At 57.1% G+C, this 16,887-nt stretch carries 12 protein-coding genes and 1 tRNA gene; 7 read left to right on the forward strand and 6 right to left on the reverse strand.

What is annotated here, in order from left to right; all coding sequences use genetic code 11:
• The first annotated feature begins 63 nt into the window (after positions 1 to 63).
• The 5 genes from Q1B27_RS19770 to Q1B27_RS19790 all read left to right on the forward strand — a co-directional run bounded on the left by Q1B27_RS19770 (position 64) and on the right by Q1B27_RS19790 (position 9,512).
• Positions 64 to 6,333: a HAMP domain-containing protein gene (locus Q1B27_RS19770; protein ID WP_299850254.1), complete on the forward strand. Its 6,270-nt coding sequence runs from the start codon at positions 64 to 66 to the stop codon at positions 6,331 to 6,333.
• Complete coding sequence (locus tag Q1B27_RS19775) at positions 6,330 to 7,187, forward strand: protein-glutamate O-methyltransferase CheR (protein WP_299850255.1); 858 nt, start codon at positions 6,330 to 6,332, stop codon at positions 7,185 to 7,187. Before Q1B27_RS19770 ends, Q1B27_RS19775 begins: the two co-directional genes overlap by 4 nt.
• Before the next feature lie 11 nt (positions 7,188 to 7,198).
• Positions 7,199 to 7,768: a chemotaxis protein CheB gene (locus tag Q1B27_RS19780; protein WP_299850438.1), complete on the forward strand. Its 570-nt coding sequence runs from the start codon at positions 7,199 to 7,201 to the stop codon at positions 7,766 to 7,768.
• Positions 7,761 to 8,966 (forward strand): response regulator, encoded by a 1,206-nt coding sequence (locus tag Q1B27_RS19785; protein WP_299850257.1) that lies wholly within the window; start codon positions 7,761 to 7,763, stop codon positions 8,964 to 8,966. The genes Q1B27_RS19780 and Q1B27_RS19785 overlap by 8 nt, the downstream gene beginning before the upstream one ends.
• Before the next feature lie 90 nt (positions 8,967 to 9,056).
• Positions 9,057 to 9,512: a response regulator gene (locus Q1B27_RS19790; protein ID WP_299850259.1), complete on the forward strand. Its 456-nt coding sequence runs from the start codon at positions 9,057 to 9,059 to the stop codon at positions 9,510 to 9,512.
• Positions 9,513 to 9,549: 37 nt separating this feature from the next.
• Here the strand turns inward: Q1B27_RS19790 and maiA are convergent, their stop codons facing one another.
• From maiA to hppD, 4 genes are read right to left on the reverse strand one after another with little or no spacing between them, the layout of a single operon-like run.
• Complete coding sequence (maiA, locus tag Q1B27_RS19795) at positions 9,550 to 10,179, reverse strand: maleylacetoacetate isomerase (protein ID WP_299850262.1); 630 nt, start codon at positions 10,177 to 10,179, stop codon at positions 9,550 to 9,552.
• Positions 10,180 to 10,201: 22 nt separating this feature from the next.
• Positions 10,202 to 11,455 carry a fumarylacetoacetase gene (gene fahA / locus Q1B27_RS19800; RefSeq protein WP_299850266.1) on the reverse strand — a complete coding sequence of 418 codons (1,254 nt, stop codon included), beginning with the start codon at positions 11,453 to 11,455 and terminating at the stop codon, positions 10,202 to 10,204.
• A gap of 13 nt (positions 11,456 to 11,468) precedes the next feature.
• Entirely contained in the window at positions 11,469 to 12,803 is a 1,335-nt protein-coding gene (gene hmgA / locus Q1B27_RS19805) for a homogentisate 1,2-dioxygenase (protein WP_299850440.1), read from the reverse strand.
• A 32-nt stretch (positions 12,804 to 12,835) separates the two neighbouring features.
• Positions 12,836 to 13,930 (reverse strand): 4-hydroxyphenylpyruvate dioxygenase, encoded by a 1,095-nt coding sequence (hppD, locus tag Q1B27_RS19810; protein WP_299850269.1) that lies wholly within the window; start codon positions 13,928 to 13,930, stop codon positions 12,836 to 12,838.
• A 139-nt stretch (positions 13,931 to 14,069) separates the two neighbouring features.
• Here hppD and Q1B27_RS19815 point away from each other — a divergent pair, with 139 nt between their 5' ends.
• Both Q1B27_RS19815 and Q1B27_RS19820 read left to right on the forward strand, forming a co-directional pair.
• Positions 14,070 to 14,537 carry an Lrp/AsnC family transcriptional regulator gene (locus Q1B27_RS19815; RefSeq protein WP_299850273.1) on the forward strand — a complete coding sequence of 156 codons (468 nt, stop codon included), beginning with the start codon at positions 14,070 to 14,072 and terminating at the stop codon, positions 14,535 to 14,537.
• 180 nt (positions 14,538 to 14,717) lie between these two features.
• Positions 14,718 to 15,794, forward strand: coding sequence for a cytochrome c peroxidase (locus tag Q1B27_RS19820; protein WP_299850276.1), 1,077 nt, complete (start codon positions 14,718 to 14,720; stop codon positions 15,792 to 15,794).
• A 144-nt stretch (positions 15,795 to 15,938) separates the two neighbouring features.
• Here the strand turns inward: Q1B27_RS19820 and Q1B27_RS19825 are convergent.
• A tRNA-Arg gene (locus Q1B27_RS19825) sits at positions 15,939 to 16,015 on the reverse strand.
• A gap of 47 nt (positions 16,016 to 16,062) precedes the next feature.
• Complete coding sequence (gene truA, locus Q1B27_RS19830) at positions 16,063 to 16,830, reverse strand: tRNA pseudouridine(38-40) synthase TruA (RefSeq protein ID WP_299850279.1); 768 nt, start codon at positions 16,828 to 16,830, stop codon at positions 16,063 to 16,065.
• Between the last annotated feature and the right edge of the window lie 57 nt (positions 16,831 to 16,887).

A 16,887-nucleotide genomic window follows, 5' to 3' on the forward strand; every position in this document is an offset into this window, starting at 1 on the left:
AAGATTTGCTTAGTGCTCGGCTAATAGCAAATCCATGCAGGATTTTTTGACGGGGTACGAAAATTGACACAGAAAAAGAAAACCCAGCCCGAAACCGCCGCCGAATTCGAACTTCGGGAAATTTTGACAATGCTGAATGCGTTGAAGCGGGGTGAGTTTTCGACCCGCGTCCCCGAAGGGCTGACCGGCCTGAAAGGTAAAGTCGCGGATGCCCTGAACGATCTTGCCGAGATGAACGACGTTTTCGCCAATGAGATCACCCTGACAGCCGAAGCCATTCGCCGCGGGCGGTTTCGCGAACGGATCGCGCGGTCGCGTCGTCGTGGCGGTTGGGCTGCCGGCGTCAACGGTGTCAATGAAATCGCGGATGAACTGGCCGGCCACGCGAACCGGATGGTCGCGGTTGTGGGGTCCGTTGCCAAGGGCGATCTGCGTCAGAAGATCGAGCTGGAGGATGGCGACGAATCCCTGAAAGGTGATTTCCTGCGGCATGCCAAGGTCGTCAACTCGATGGTGGAAAAGCTGGACGAGTTCGGCTCCGAGGTGACGCGGGTTGCCCGCGAGGTGGGCGTGGACGGCAAACTGGGCGCGCAGGCGCGCGTCAAAGGCGTTTCGGGCACCTGGAAAGACCTGACAGACAACGTGAACCTGATGGCGAACAACCTGACCAACCAGGTGCGCGACATCGCACAGGTGACCACGGCGGTGGCGCAGGGCGATCTGACCAAGAAAATCACCGTTGAGGTGCGTGGCGAAATTCTGGAGCTGAAGAATACGATCAACACCATGGTCGACCAGCTTGGGTCTTTCGCGGACGAGGTGACGCGGGTTGCCCGCGAGGTGGGCACACAGGGCGTGTTGGGTGGTGTCGCCGAAGTGCGCGGCGTTGCCGGTACATGGCGCGATCTGACCAACAGCGTGAACCTGATGGCCGATAACCTGACCAACCAGGTGCGCAGTATTGCCGAGGTGACGAATGCGGTTGCGCAGGGCGACCTGACCAAGAAGATCACGGTGGATGCGCGCGGCGAAATCAATGATCTGAAAAGCACGATCAACACGATGGTCGACCAGCTGCGATCCTTCGCCGACGAGGTGACCCGGGTTGCCCGCGAGGTGGGTACTGACGGGGTATTGGGTGGCCAGGCTGAGGTGCGCGGGGTGTCGGGCACCTGGCGCGAGCTGACGGAAAACGTGAACTCGATGGCCAACAACCTGACCGAGCAGGTGCGCAATATCGCCGACGTGGCTACCGCGATCGCCGAGGGCGATCTGTCACGCAAGATCACGGTGGATGCGAAAGGTGAAATCCGGACGCTGAAGGAAACCATCAACTCGATGGTGGACCGGCTGCAAAGCTTCCAGTCCGAGGTGTCGCGGGTGGCGCAGCTGGTGGGTACCGAGGGCACGCTGGGAGTGCAGGCCGAGGTGCGCGATGTATCTGGCGTCTGGCGCGAGTTGACGGAAAACGTGAACCAGATGGCTACCAACCTGACCGATCAGGTGCGCAACATCGCCGAGGTGACGACGGCGGTGGCGAATGGCGACTTGTCGCGCAAGATTACCGTTGAGGTGCGCGGCGAGGTGAACCAGCTGAAACAGACCATCAATCAGATGGTCGACACGCTGAACGGTTTCGCCTCGGAGGTGACGCGGATGGCGCGCGAGGTGGGCACCGAGGGCGTGTTGGGCGGGCAGGCCGAAGTGCGCGACGTGGCGGGCATCTGGCGCGAGTTGACCAACAACGTGAACCAGATGGCCAACAACCTGACCAGCCAGGTGCGCAACATCGCTGAGGTGGCGCAATCGGTGTCGCAGGGCGACCTGTCGCGCAAGATCACGGTGGATGCCCGTGGCGAGGTTCTGGGTCTGAAAGAGACCGTGAATTCGATGGTGGATCGGCTGAATTCATTCGGTGCCGAGGTGACGCGGCTGTCCCGTGAAGTGGGGGTCGAGGGCAAGCTGGGGGGCGTGGCCGAGGTTGAAGGTGTGCGCGGCCTCTGGAAAGAGCTGACGGATAACGTGAACCTGATGGCCACCAACCTGACCGATCAGGTGCGCGATATCGCTGATGTGACAACGGCGGTGGCGCAGGGCGATCTGACCCGCAAGATCACGGTCGAGGCCAAGGGCGAAATTCTTGAGTTGAAGAACACGATCAACGTGATGGTCGATCAGCTCTCGTCCTTCTCGTCCGAGGTGACCCGGCTGGCGCGCGAAGTGGGCCTTGAGGGCAAGCTTGGCGGGCAGGCCGAAGTGCGGGGGATTTCAGGAACATGGCGTGAGTTGACGGATAATGTGAACCTGATGGCCACCAACCTGACCGATCAGGTGCGCAACATTTCGCAGGTGGCGACGGCGATCGCCCAGGGCGATCTGGAGAAGACCATCGTGGTGGATGCCCGCGGCGAGGTTCTGGACCTGAAGAACACCGTCAACACTATGGTCGACCGGCTGCGCCAGTTCGCCGGAGAGGTGACCCGGGTTGCCCGCGAGGTGGGCACCGAGGGGAACCTGGGTGGTCAGGCCCGCGTGGAAGGGGTTGAAGGCACCTGGCGTGACCTGACTGACAACGTAAACCTGATGGCCAGCAACCTGACCAACCAAGTGCGCGACATTGCCAAGGTGACGACGGCGGTGGCGCAGGGCGACCTGAACCAGAAGATCACCGTCGAGGTGCGCGGCGAAATCCTTGAACTGAAGAACACGATCAACGTGATGGTTGATCAGCTTTCATCCTTCGCCGACGAGGTGACGCGGGTAGCGCGTGACGTGGGCGTTGAGGGCAAGCTGGGCGGTCAGGCGGATGTGCAGGGTGTCTCGGGCACCTGGCGCGATCTGACCGACAACGTGAACCTGATGGCCGACAACCTGACCAACCAGGTGCGCGACATCGCGCAGGTGACCACGGCGGTGGCGCAGGGTGATCTGTCCAAGGAAATTACCGTGGAAGTGCGCGGCGAAATGCTGGAGCTGAAGAGCACGATCAACACGATGGTGCAGCAACTGTCATCGTTCGCGGCGCAGGTGACCAAGCTGGCTAGTGATGTGGGCAACGAGGGCATTCTGGGCGGGCAGGCCAAGGTGGATGGTGTCTCGGGTATCTGGCAGGACCTGACCGAGAACGTGAACTCGATGGCGCGCAACCTGACCGAACAGGTGCGAGGCATCGCGACCGTGGTGACCGCGGTGGCCGAGGGTGATCTGAACCAGATCATCACGCTGGAAGCCAAGGGCGAGGTGGCGACGCTGGCGGATACGATCAACGGCATGATCAAGACACTGTCGATCTTCGCCGACGAGGTGACCAACGTGGCCCGCGATGTGGGAATCGAAGGCAAGCTGGGCGGGCAGGCCGACGTGCCGGGCGCGTCGGGCACATGGCGCGACCTGACCGATAACGTGAACGAACTGGCGCGCAACCTGACCAACCAGGTGCGTTCGATCAGTGACGTTGCGACGGCCGTGACCAAGGGCGATTACAGCCAGTCGGTCGAGGTCGAGGTGCGCGGCGAGATGGCGTTGCTGCGCGACTCGGTCAACCAGATGAACCAGTCGCTGGCGGACTCGACGGCGATCAACGAACAGCAGGACTGGCTGAAAACCAACCTGGCCGCCTTTACCCGCATGCTGCAGGGCGAACGCGACCTTGCCACCGTCGCGCAGAAGATCATCAGCGAACTGGCCAGCGTCATCGACGCCCAGCACGGCGCCTTCTATCTGTCCGAGACCGTCGACGGCGAAATGCGCCTGAAACTGGTGGCCTCCTATGCCTATCGCAAGCGCAAGACCGTGGCGAACGAGTTCAAGCTTGGCGAAGGTCTGATCGGTCAATGTGCGCTTGAGAAGCAGTGGATCGATATCCGTTCAGTGCCCGATGACTACATCCAGATCAATTCGGGCCTGGGTGAAAGAACGCCCAAGAACATTCTGGTCAATCCGATCGTCTATGAGAATGAGGTCAAGGGTGTGGTCGAACTGGCGTCGTTCCACGAATTCACCGAAATCGAGCGTAACTTCCTTGAGCAGTTCTTTGAGACGCTGGGCACGATCATCATGAGCATCGAATCTGGTCAGCGTACGGAAGAGTTGCTGAAACAGTCGCAGCGCCTGACACAGGAGCTACAGAACCAGCAGGAAGAGTTGCAGCAGACCAACGAAGAGCTTGAAGAGAAGGCGCGCGAGGTTTCCGAACAGAACCGCGAGGTGGAGCGCAAGAATTCTGAGGTTGAAAGCGCGCGCGTGGAGCTTGAGGAAAAGGCGAAACAGCTTTCGCTGACTTCAAAATACAAAAGCGAATTCCTGGCCAACATGTCCCACGAATTGCGCACGCCGCTGAACAGCCTGCTGATCCTGTCGCAGCAATTGTCCGACAACCCCGACAAGAACCTGACGGAAAAACAGGTCGAACACGCCAAGACGATCTTTGCTTCGGGCCGTGATCTGTTGTCGCTGATCAACGAGGTGCTTGATCTGGCCAAGGTCGAATCCGGGACAATGGCGATTGATGTCGCTGAAATGGAACTCAGCATTTTGCAGGACCGTCTGGAGCAAAGCTTTGGCGTCGTCGCGCAAGACAAGAAGCTGGACTTTGACCTAAACTATGGCTCGGATCTGCCCGGGACGATCAAGTCGGACGAGAAACGCCTGATGCAGGTCCTGCGCAATCTGCTGTCCAATGCCTTCAAGTTCACCGATAACGGCGGTGTCCGTTTGACGGTTGATGTCGCCAATGAGGGGTGGCGGCCGTCTGTTACAGCCCTGAATTCAGCCGAGCAGGTGATTTCGTTTGCCGTGTCGGACACCGGGATCGGGATCGAAAAGAACCGCCTTGGTGTCATTTTCGAGGCGTTCCAGCAGGCGGATGGCGGCACCAGCAGGCGTTTTGGCGGCACTGGTCTGGGGCTTTCGATCAGCCGCGAAATCGCCAACATGTTGGGTGGCGATCTGGTTGTCGAAAGCGAAGTTGGCGTGGGGTCGACCTTTACCCTGTTCCTGCCTTCCAGGTTTGACCAGTCGCTTCCCGCGATCTCATCATCAAAAGAGATTGAAGATGCCGTGGTCGTTGCCGAAACGCCTGCCCCGACGGTGCAGTCTGTTCCCGCAGTTGCAAAGGCAAAGCCTGCGGTTGCAGATGACCGTCAGATCGTTGACGAGAACAGAACGACGCTTCTGATCATCGAAGATGATGAGGCGTTTGCGAAAATCGTGATGGAACGCGCTCGTCGGCATGATTTCCAGGTGCTGGTCGCGACCACCGGTCAGGACGGCCTTGCATTTGCACAGCAATACAAACCCGATGCCATCACCCTGGACCTGCAACTGCCTGACATGCATGGCTGGGTCATACTGGACCGTCTCAAGCATGACCCGGAATTACGCCATATCCCCGTACACGTCATGTCCGTCGAAGAAGATATTGAACGTGGTCTGCAATTCGGTGCCATCGACGTTGTGCGCAAACCGTTGGACGAGGAGGCGCTGAGCGTTGCGGTAGAACGTATATCGAACTTTGTCGACCGCAAGGTGCGCAACCTGCTGATCGTTGAAGATGACAAGGTGCAGCGTGAAGCGATCATTGAATTGATTGGCAACAGTGACGTCATCTCGCATGGCGTGGAAAGTGGTGAAGCGGCATTGCAGGCGCTGCAGGAAAAGCAGTTTGATTGCATGGTCATTGATTTGAAGCTGCCTGGAATGAGTGGTTTTGAACTTATCCAGAGCGTTCGGGACGATGACAACTTAGCGAAACTGCCGATCGTTATCTACACCGGTCGCGAACTGTCGCGACGCGAGGAAACGCGCCTGCGAAAACTGACCGACAGTATTATTGTCAAGGGCGTGAATTCTCCCGAAAGATTGCTGGACGAGACGGCGCTGTTCTTGCATCGCGTAGAGGCTAATCTTCCGGAATCAAAACAGAAAATCATTCGGGAACTCTATCTGACTGATCCAGCCTTGTCGGGCAAGAAAGTTCTGATTGTTGATGACGACGCGCGCAATATCTTTGCCACCACCAGCATCCTGGAACGCTACAACATGAACGTTCTGAATGCGGAAAGTGGCAAGGATGGCATCGAAATTCTGAAAAATACGCCGGATATCGACGTGGTGCTGATGGATATCATGATGCCCGAGATGGATGGCTATCAGGCGATGCGCAAGATCCGCAAGCTGAAGGCATTCAAGACCTTGCCGATCATCGCGCTGACGGCCAAGGCCATGCCCGAGGACCGCAGCAAGTGCATCAAGGCAGGAGCATCGGATTACATCGTCAAGCCGGTCGATGCGCCGCAACTGGTATCACTGATGCGCGTCTGGCTTTATAAGTGAGAGAGGCTACGGAAACCACACGAAAGCAGGCGCGCCGCCTCGACCTTGAGGAGATCGAACTTGATCTTCTTCTGGAGGGTATTCAGCGGCATTATGGCTATGATTTTCGCGATTATGCCCGCGCCAGTATTATCCGTCGTGTTGAAAAATTCTCTAAGGATCAGTGCCTTAACTCGATTTCGGCGTTGCAGGAACAGGTTCTTCACAATAACGCGGTGATGTCGAATTTCGTCGATACGATTTCGGTGAATGTCACGACGATGTTTCGGAATGCCGAGTTTTTTCAGGCCTTTCGCAAACATGCGGTGCCGCGCTTGCAAACCTACCCTTATCTGCGGTTCTGGCTTGCCGGTTGTTCTACCGGGGAAGAAGCGTTTTCCTTGGCTATTCTGTTACACGAAGAGGGCTTGCTTGAACGAAGCCGAATATATGCGACCGACTTTTCAAGCAAGAATATTCAAAGGGCAAAAAGGGGAGTCTTCCCACTGAAATCAATGAAAGATTATACGCGAAATTACATAAGGGCCGGCGGTGTCTGCGATTTCTCGGAATACTATTCAGCGCAATATGACCAGGCAAAACTCAAGAGCTTCATTTCGAGCAATATTTCCTTCGCGCAGCACAACCTGGTGACGGATCAATCCTTCAACGAATTTCATGTCATCCTTTGTAGGAATGTCATGATCTATTTCAACAAGCAGCTGCAGGAGCACGTAATGAACCTGTTTCACGATAGCATCGCGCCGCTCGGGTTCCTGGGGCTTGGCATCAAGGAGGCAATTTTCCCGACCAGTTTCCGATCACTCTACGCGGAGCAAGGTGAAGGAACTCGTTTGTTTCAGGTGAAAAATTGACTGATTTTTCAATGATATGTATCGGGGGGTCGCGTGGCAGCATCGGGATATTGCATGAAATTCTCGGTAATCTGCCAAGCAATTTCGAGGTGACAATCGCGATTGCGTTGCATCGACACAGAGAATCGAATGACACTCTCATGCGGTTGCTAAGATCTCGTGGAATGCCCGCGATTGTTGAACCTTACGACAAGGATATTCTGTCAAACGGTGCCGTTTATCTGGCACCGCCGGACTATCACATGATACTCGATGGCAAATCCATTTGCCTTTCAAGTGACCCTCCTGAACATCATGCGCGTCCCAGTATTGACGTGCTATTTGCCTCTGTCGCGCGTGAATTTGGACGGCGATCGGTCGGTGTAATTCTGAGTGGAGCGTCCAAGGACGGCGCATTTGGTGCGTTGCAACTTCATAATCACGGTGGACGTGTCATTGTTCAGAATCCCGAGACGGCAAAGGCTTCGACGATGCCCAAGGCCGCGATACGAAAGGTGCCTTCGGCCGAGGTGATGAACGTGGCCCAGATCATTGAATGTTTGCAGACCTTATTGACGCAGGAAGGGCCGGTTGATGTGTGAGGCCGAGGAAAAGCCGTATATTTTGGTTGTGGATGACGACGCTAATTCCAGAATTGCGGTCAGGGCTGCGCTTGATGATCTGGAGATAGATGTTGTTGGCGTTGATTCTGGTGAAAACGCATTGATCGAGATCCTTCGGCGCGACTTCGCGATGATCGTTCTGGATGTAGGATTGCCGGGAATGAATGGTTTTGAAACCGCCCAGGCCATTCGGGAGCGGGAGTTGTCGCGCGAAATTCCGATTATTTTTCTAACCGGGCACGAGGAAGCGGGGCTTCAGGTTAACCGCGGATATGACCTGGGTGCGGTCGATTACATGCTCAAGCCAATCGTTGTGGAAAGCCTGCGGGCCAAGGTTAAGTTTTCGGTTAAGTACCATCTGGAAATGCTCAAGGTTCGTGAAAACGAAAAGCTGCAAGAGGCCAGCAAGAAACTGGCAAAGCTGGTTGCTGACTTAGAGCGATCAAACCACGCATTGGACGAATTCGCTTATATCGCCTCGCACGACCTGAAAGAGCCGTTGCGCGGCATAACAACCAACGCCAATTTCCTGCTGCGTGAAAAGCTATCGGACGCTGCTCAGAAGCGAGGGCGCCGCATCGTTGAATTAGGTGTGCGTATGGAGCAGTTGATTGCAGATCTGTTGCGGTTTTCACGCCTTGGCCGCGAAGAGGCCACGGAAACCATTGTTAACGCTACGGAAATTGTTGAAAAGAGTCGTAAGTTGTTTGAGGAATTCGCCGATGGGAGCGCGTCCGAGCTTGTGGTCGATACTGAACTTCCCACCGTAAAAGCCGACCCCGCTCGCGTGTTGACGGTGTTTCAGAACCTTATTGCAAATGCCCTGAAGTACAACAACTCCGACCCGAAAATCATCAATGTTGGTTTTGCCGAAAGCATCGAGATTGATGGGAGAACAGTCAAAAATGTATTTTATGTAAGGGACAATGGCATCGGCATTGACAATAGGTTTCACGAAAAGGTCTTTGAGATTTTCACGCGTCTGAACGCCGAGCAGGATTTCGGCCCCGGGACCGGTGCAGGTCTGGCCTTTGTGAAATGGATTGTCGAGGAACGCGGTGGCGAGTTTGGACTAAAATCTTCACCCGGCGAAGGATCAAGCTTCTTTTTCTCGTTCCCGCTTCCGGAGAACGCGGAGATATTGGCCGGGTCGGCATCTTCTCAGGCAATCTCCTGATCGTGTAATTTGATCTGCTCGTGCAAATATGCGCCGGTCTTTCGAGAGCAGACACCGAAAAGATCAGATTGATTGGAAAGGTAATCGTGGATGATAGAGCGTGCTCAAAACCAGAGTATCCTGATTGTCGAGGATAATGACGATGACTTTGAAGCTGTCGAGAGCGCGATTCAGAGCGATGGCCGTTTCATCGGTTTGATTGAGCGTTGTGCGTCCGGACACGATGCGCTGGATTTTCTAACCTCCAGAGGTGCCTATGAGCCGCCCAATGACAAGCCGCTGCCGGCGCTAATCTTGTTGGATCTCAATCTTCTCGGTGTTACCGGTCTTGAAGTGATTTCGCGCATCAAGAACGAAGATGATTTACTCATGATCCCAGTCATCGTCCTGACGTCCTCGACTGATCGCCGGGATATCGAAGCAAGCTACCGCGCTGGAGCTAACGCATATCTCCAAAAACAGATGGAACTGGACGGTCTCCTTGCAAGCATAGTCCGGTTGCGCGAATTCTGGCTGAACGCTGTAATTTTGCCCGCTGTTGAATGATTACGTTCAACATGGACGGAAAGACTAAATTTTGGGGTTAAGCTTCCGGTTTCGAGGGCCTTGCCCTGACAAAGGCCGGGTGGTCCCGACAGGCTTCTGAAATTGCCACGATCCGGTTGAGATGACGATAGTCTACCTGCCAACGGTGTGCATTATAGAGTTGTGGAATGAGGCAAATATCTATGATGCCAGGCTGATCATCTGCTGAATAAATGGTTTCGGGAAATCCCTGCAAGAGGGCTTCGGTGGCGCACAAACCCTTGGTGATGAAATGCTGCATCCACTCTGAACGGCGGGTTGGGTCATCCCCGCTCGCGTAATTGGCGACAGACAAATTACATACCGGGTGGGTATCAATCGCGATGCTGCCGACCACGCCATTGACCTGTGCGCGGTGCACGGGGTCCAGGGGCCAGAGGCCAAGCTGTCGGATCGTGTCCAGATAGTCGATTATGCCAAGCGATTGCGTGAATCGCTGCCCGTCGATGTCAAGCACCGGCACAAATCCCTGCGGGTTTCTGGCCAGATGTGCGGGGGCAGTATGGTCCTCGGCGGACAGATCGACCGCGACGGTCTCAAACGCGATATCCGCCAGATAAAGCGCAATCCGCACACGGTAGCTTGCGGAGGACCGCCAATAATCGAAAAGCACGGTTTTGCCCTGCAACTTGCCCCTCATGCCGAGCGGGTCAGGGCAGCTGTCGCGCGGGCAGTATTCTACCCGAGCAGTCGCCAAACCCGATCTGATAGCCATCGCCCTTGGCCGCGCCGCGCAAGACCATGGTGTCGCCATCTTCGATGAAGCTGCGGGTCTCGCCGGTATCGAGCGTGAAGGGGTCGCGCCCGGCCCAGCTCAGCTCCATCAGGGAGCCGTATTCATGCCGCTCAGGCCCGGAAATCGTGCCAGAGCCCAAAAGGTCGCCAACCCGCATACCGCATCCGCCAACCGCATGGTGGCACAGTTGCTCGGCGGCCGAATAATACATGCGATTGTAGTTGGTCCGGCTCAGCGTCGAGGGGCGATCTGCGCCCGCCGGCTGCATCTGCACCTCAAGTTCGATATCGAACAACCCGTCAATCTTGCTGTGCAGATAGGGCAAAAGGGGCTTTTCCCGGTCCGGCACTGGCGCGCGGAAGGGGTCCAGCGCAGCCGCCGTCACGATCCACGGGGAAATCGAGGTGCCGAACGCCTTTCCCTGAAACGGCCCCAGCGGCTGATATTCCCACCCCTGGATATCGCGCGCCGACCAGTCATTCAGCAACACGTAGCCAAAGATCATCGCGTCAGCCTGATCGACCGTGACGGGCGCGCCGAGTTCCGACGGCGTACCGACGATAGCGCCCAGCTCCAGCTCGATATCCAGCCGTTTCGACGGACCGAAGCTTGGCGCTTCGGCATCGGGCGCTTTGGTTTGCCCGTTCGGGCGATGAATATCCGTGCCCGAGACCACGACAGATGACGCGCGCCCATTATACCCGATCGGGATATGCAGCCAATTCGCGGGAAGGTCGGGTGACCCGCGCAGAATCGCGCCCATGTTTTTCGCGTGCTGCATGCCTGCGTAGAAATCCGTGTATTCGGTGACCGAAATGGGCAGATGCAGTTCTGCGTCGACCTGCGGGAGCATCAAGGGTTCAAGCTGCGGGCGCGCTGCTGCGCCATCTCCCAGCAGCTCCGTCAGCCGCGCGCGCAACTGTGCCCAGGCTTCGGGGCCAAGCGCCATGAAGCCGTTCCAGTTTGGCCGGTCGAAGACGGGACCACCGTCAACCTCAAGCAGTCCCGCATTGTCCGTGGCTGCCAGATCCAGGATCAGATCACCGATGGCCACCCCGCAACGGGGCGTGGTTCCGGCCGTTGAAAAGACGCCGAAAGGCAGGTTGTTCAGCGGAAACGGCGTGTCGGGCGAATTTGCCGACGCGACCCAGCTTTTGATCAGGGGCATGTGGGTTCTTTCGTTATTTCTTGCCGGGGGTGCCGTCGAATTTCTTCTCAAGATCGGTCCAGCAATCAATGTAATCGTCCTGCAACGGCGCCTCAGTCGCGGCAAAGGCGGTCAGATGTTGGGGAAACCGCGTTTCGAACATGAAGGACATCGTGTCACTCAACTTTTCGGCCCTGAGATCGGCGTTGGACGCCCCCTCAAAGGCGTTCTTGTCCGGCCCGTGCGGCAGCATCATGTTGTGCAGCGACATGCCACCGGGGACGAATCCCTTGGGCTTGGCATCGTAAATGCCGTGGATATTGCCCATCAGTTCGGACATGACGTTCTTGTGGTACCAAGGCGGGCGGAACGTATCCTCGGCCACCATCCAGCGGTCGCGAAACAGCACAAAGTCGATATTGGCGGTGCCCTCGACACCCGACGGCGCGGTCAGCACTGTAAAGATCGACGGGTCCGGGTGGTCGAACAGGATCGCGCCCACGGGGCAGTAGGTGCGCAGATCGTATTTGCAGGGCGCATAATTGCCGTGCCACGCCACCACATCCAGCGGCGAATGATCGATCCGGGTTTCATGGAACTGCCCGCACCATTTCACGGTGACGGTCGATGGCGCATCGCGATCCTCGTAGGCCGCGACGGGTGTCTTGAAATCGCGCCGGTTGGCCATGCAGTTGGCACCGATCGGGCCGCGCCCTGGCAGGTCGAATTTCTGCCCGTAGTTTTCACAGACAAAGCCGCGCGCGGGGCCGTCGATCACCTCGACCCGGTAGACAAGGCCGCGCGGGATCACCGCAATTTCCTGCGGCTCAAGGTCGATGACACCCAACTCGGTCAGGAACCGTAAGCGCCCCTCCTGCGGCACCACCAGCAATTCGGAATCGGCCGAGAAGAAATACGCGTCCTCCATGCTTTGCGTGACCAGGTAGATATGGCTGGCCATGCCGACCTGTGTATTCACGTCGCCTGCGGTGGTCATGGTGCGCATGCCGGTCAGCCATGTCAGCGGCTGGTCCGAATGCGGCACCGGGTCCCAACGGTACTGGCCAAGGCTGATCACGTCCGGGTCGATATGCGGCGCCGATTTCCAGTAGGGCAGGTCGATCTTTTCAAACCGGTGCGTGTGCTTGACCGACGGGCGGATGCGATAGCACCAGGTCCGTTCGTTCTGGTGGCTGGGGGCGGTAAACGCCGTGCCGGTCAGCTGCTCACCATAAAGGCCGTAATTCACCTTCTGCGGCGAATTCATGCCCTGCGGCAGGGCCCCCGGCAGCACCTCGGTCTCGAAATCATTGCCAAAGCCCGGCATGTAGCCGGGACGGGTGCCGACATAATCCGTGGCACAGGTCATTCTGTGAGAAGGCAGTTGCCGGTCCATATGATCTACTCCACCTGCAGGACGCCACGCGCGATCTGATCCGCTTCGATGCTTTCGAACAATGCCTTGAAATTGCCTTCGCCGAAACCCTCGTCACCCTTTCGCTGGATGAACTCAAAGAATATCGGACCGATCACGGTTTTGGAAAAAATCTGCAGCAGGATCTTGGTTTCGCCGCCATCCAGCACGCCTTCGCCGTCAATCAGGATGCCGTGCTTTTTCAGCCGGTCAATCGGCTCGGCATGGTCCACCACTCGCGATTTGCTCAGCTCGTAATAGGTGTCCAGCGGTTTCGGCATGAATTTCAGCCCGCGCTCGGCAATCGCATCCGTCGCCCGGTAGATATCGTCCGAACCGACGGCGATATGCTGGATGCCTTCGCCCTTGTACCGCTTGAGGTATTCCACGATCTGACCGGTCTCGCCCCGGTCCTCGTTGATCGGAATACGGATGCGCCCACAGGGCGAGGTCAGCGCCCGGCTGAGCAATCCGGTATGCTTGCCCTCGATGTCAAAGAACCGGATTTCGCGAAAGCCGAACAGATCGCCGTAGAACCGGAACCAGATGTCCATGTTGCCCTTGTGGACGTTATGGGTGAGGTGATCGAGGTAATAGAACCCGACACCGACGGGGTGCGTATCCGCCACCCAGTCGAATTCGGCGTTATAGGGGTTGGCCTCGTAATACTTGTCGATGAAATAGATCAGCGATCCGCCGATCCCTTCGATTGCGGGCACATCCATTGTCTTTTTCGGCCCGGTATAGGGGACAGCGCCCTTGCTTACGGCGTGGTCGAACGCGTGCTGCGCATCCACCACCCGCCATCCCATTGACGGGGCGCAGGGCCCATGTTCCTCGACAAACAGCCGGGCGTGGCTGCCGGGCTCGTTGTTCAGGACATAGGTGATGTCGCCCTGCTGCCAAAGCTGGATATCCTTGGTCTTGTGGTTGGCGGTGTGCGTGTAGCCCATTTTCGTGAACAGCGCCCGCAGCTCTTCCGGCTCGGGATGGGCGAATTCGACGAATTCGAACCCGTCCGTGCCAACCGGATTGGCGTCTGAGATCGTTGCTTTCGGTGCGTCATGCGGAAAAGGGCCCAAGGTTTCCTCCTGATCAGGCTCAAATTGTCCCGACAATCATACCGCATCCGGCATGCGTTTAATGCGCGTCAATCTGGAAGATATCATTAATATTTACGCAGATATTGCATGATTATATAAAAATACGCATGATTAACGCATGGCCGAACTCGATTACATAGATACCCGTCTGCTGGAGATGCTGCAAAGCAACGCCCAGACTTCCGCGCAGCGCCTGTCCGAGGTGCTGAACCTGTCGCCGTCGCAGGTCGGGCGCCGCCGTCAGCGGCTGGAGCAGGACGGCTACATCACCGGCACAAGCTGCAAGGTCAGCGCCGAAAAGCTGGGGCTGTCGGTACAAGCTTTCATTGAAATCCAGACCGGGGCACAAACCGCCGAAACGCATTCGGCCATCAACCGCCTGATCCAGTCCGAACGCGAGATCACAGCCGCCTGGACCATGACCGGGGATGCGGATTATCTGCTTCGCGTGTTTTGCACCGATCTGTCGGCGCTGAACAGGTTGATCCAGAATGTCCTGCTGCCCCACCCCTCGATCGGCCACGTGCATAGCCAGATAGTCATGGATCAACTCAAGGCGGACGCCGCCCTGCCGGTGACCGGATGACGGCGAGCAAGCGCTCAGAGAACGGCCCCGCGATAGCCTGAACGGCGCTTCTGTGATAAACTTAACCCTCAAGGCCCGGCAATTTATGCCGTATCGGCCCATATTTTAAGAGCGAATTGCATTACCGGCGCGCACCACGCGCAATTTATTGTCCAAGCCGAATTGATTGAGGAGATTACAATGACTTTTCATATCCGACCTTACTTCCCGACCGTTATTTCCCTTTTCATCCTCACCGCGCTCAGCGCCAGTATTGTGTTCGCGGACACATCACGCACACCAGTCAATGACCGCATGACTTGGCCCGAAGGCACGCCGCGCAGCGATGCCGCCGTAGATCTTGGGCGGCATCTGTTCTTTGATCCCCGGCTGGTACTTTCCGAAGACCAGTCCTGCGCAAGCTGTCACAGCCCGCATGCGGCGTTCGCCGACAGCGTCGCACGCGATTTGACGGCGCATAAGGATTGGGGTCGCGCGAAACGCAATTCGCCCACAATATACAACCTCACCGATGCGCCCGTTGTTCATTGGGACGGGCGCACACCAGCGGGTCAGTGTTTTACACCGGAAGATACGAATACAGAAGTCTGCCTTGAACCACTGGAGAGCCAGGCTTTCAAATCCATGCGCTCCCGCAAGATCTATGACGGCTTTCTACCCAAGGTGAAGGCAGAACCGGCCTATCAGGACATGTTCAAACAGGCGTTCCCGCCCAACGGCGAGGTGACGCATCTTAATATGGCGCTGGCGATTGCAGCGTTTGAACGTTCGCTGGTCAGCAACGATTCAGCATATGACAGATATATCGCGGGCGACCCTACGGCGTTGTCGGTGGAGGCCCGGCGCGGGTTTGAGATTTACGAAGGCAAAGGCAACTGCGCCGCGTGCCATAACGGACCCAATCTGACGGACTGGCAGTTCCACAATATTGGGGTCGATAGTGACGATGAGGGCCGCAGCGCCAAAATCGAAGACGAGGACAAAAAGGCTGAATTTAGGGGCGCCTTCAAAACACCGGGCCTGCGCAATGTGGCTTTAACTGCCCCCTACATGCATGATGGGTCGATTGGCACGCTGGAAAAGGTGGTCGAATTTTACGACCGCGGCGGTGATCGCCATGATAATCTTTCGCCACTGATTGAACCCTTGAACCTGACAGATCGTGAAAAATGGGATCTGATTGCCTTCCTTAATGCGCTGACTCACACGGTCGGTATTGAACCGCCGAGCATCCCTGGCATTGCGGAAATTCACTGATGGTTTTCATGGTCGATTCTGTCTGAGCCACAGATACAAATCATAGGCATATACATTCAGGAGGCATGCATAAACTCCGCTGAAAACTCCTGAAAATTGCTGGGTCACGTCGTGGGGGCAAGCATTTGACATCGAGGGAAATAATGGCGATCCCGGGAGGACTCGAACCCCCAACATCCTGATTAGAAGTCAGGTGCTCTATCCAGTTGAGCTACGGGACCGCTTGGGGGCAGCTTTAGCGCGCGTTGGCGACAAGATCAAAGGTAAATCAGACAAAGGGATCATCCGGATACGTGACCCCCGCCAGATACAGACCCTGTGGCGGGCAGACCGGGCCACAGGCGGCGCGGTTGCGAGCCTCAAGTGCTGTCCTGACGTCATCCGGTTGCCAGCTTCCACCGCCCACCCGTTCCAGCGTGCCTACGAAACTGCGCACCTGATTGTGCAGGAATGATCGCGCGCGCAGGTGGAAATGTACCTCGGGGCCGCCTTGGGTCTCCACCGCCTCGATCTCAAGCGCATCAAGGGTTTTGACCGGGCTCGCCGCCTGGCAGATGGTCGAGCGGAAGGTGGTAAAATCATGTTTGCCCAGCAGATGCGCAGCACCTTCGCGCATCGCGCCGACATCCAGGGCGTGCGAGACCTGCCAGACCAGTCCGGCGGCATGGGTCGTGGGGGCCCGGCGGGTGAGCAGGCGAAAGAAATACTGCCGTTCCAGCGCCGAAAAACGGGCATGCCAGTTATCCGGCACGGCGGCACAGGCCAGAATCGCAACCGGGTCAGGCTTCAGGTGGTAATTCAGCGCTTCGGACAGGCGAAACGGGTCCCATGTCTTGGCCATATCGCAATGCGCCACCTGCGCCAGCGCATGCACACCCGCATCGGTGCGCCCGGCGGCGGCGATCGTGTGCGGTCCAAGTTCAAGCTTGGACAATGCAGCTTCGATCGCTGCCTGGACCGAGCGTTGGTCAGCCTGGCGTTGCCAACCGGCAAACGGGGCTCCGTGATATTCGACTTTCAGGGCGTATCTTGGCATGAACCCGCACATAAACCGCGTCGGGCAGGGGAACAATCCCCCAAACCTCCCCTCTGG

It is taken from the genome of uncultured Roseovarius sp., from assembly GCF_947489715.1.
Classification (GTDB): Bacteria; Pseudomonadota; Alphaproteobacteria; order Rhodobacterales; family Rhodobacteraceae; genus Roseovarius.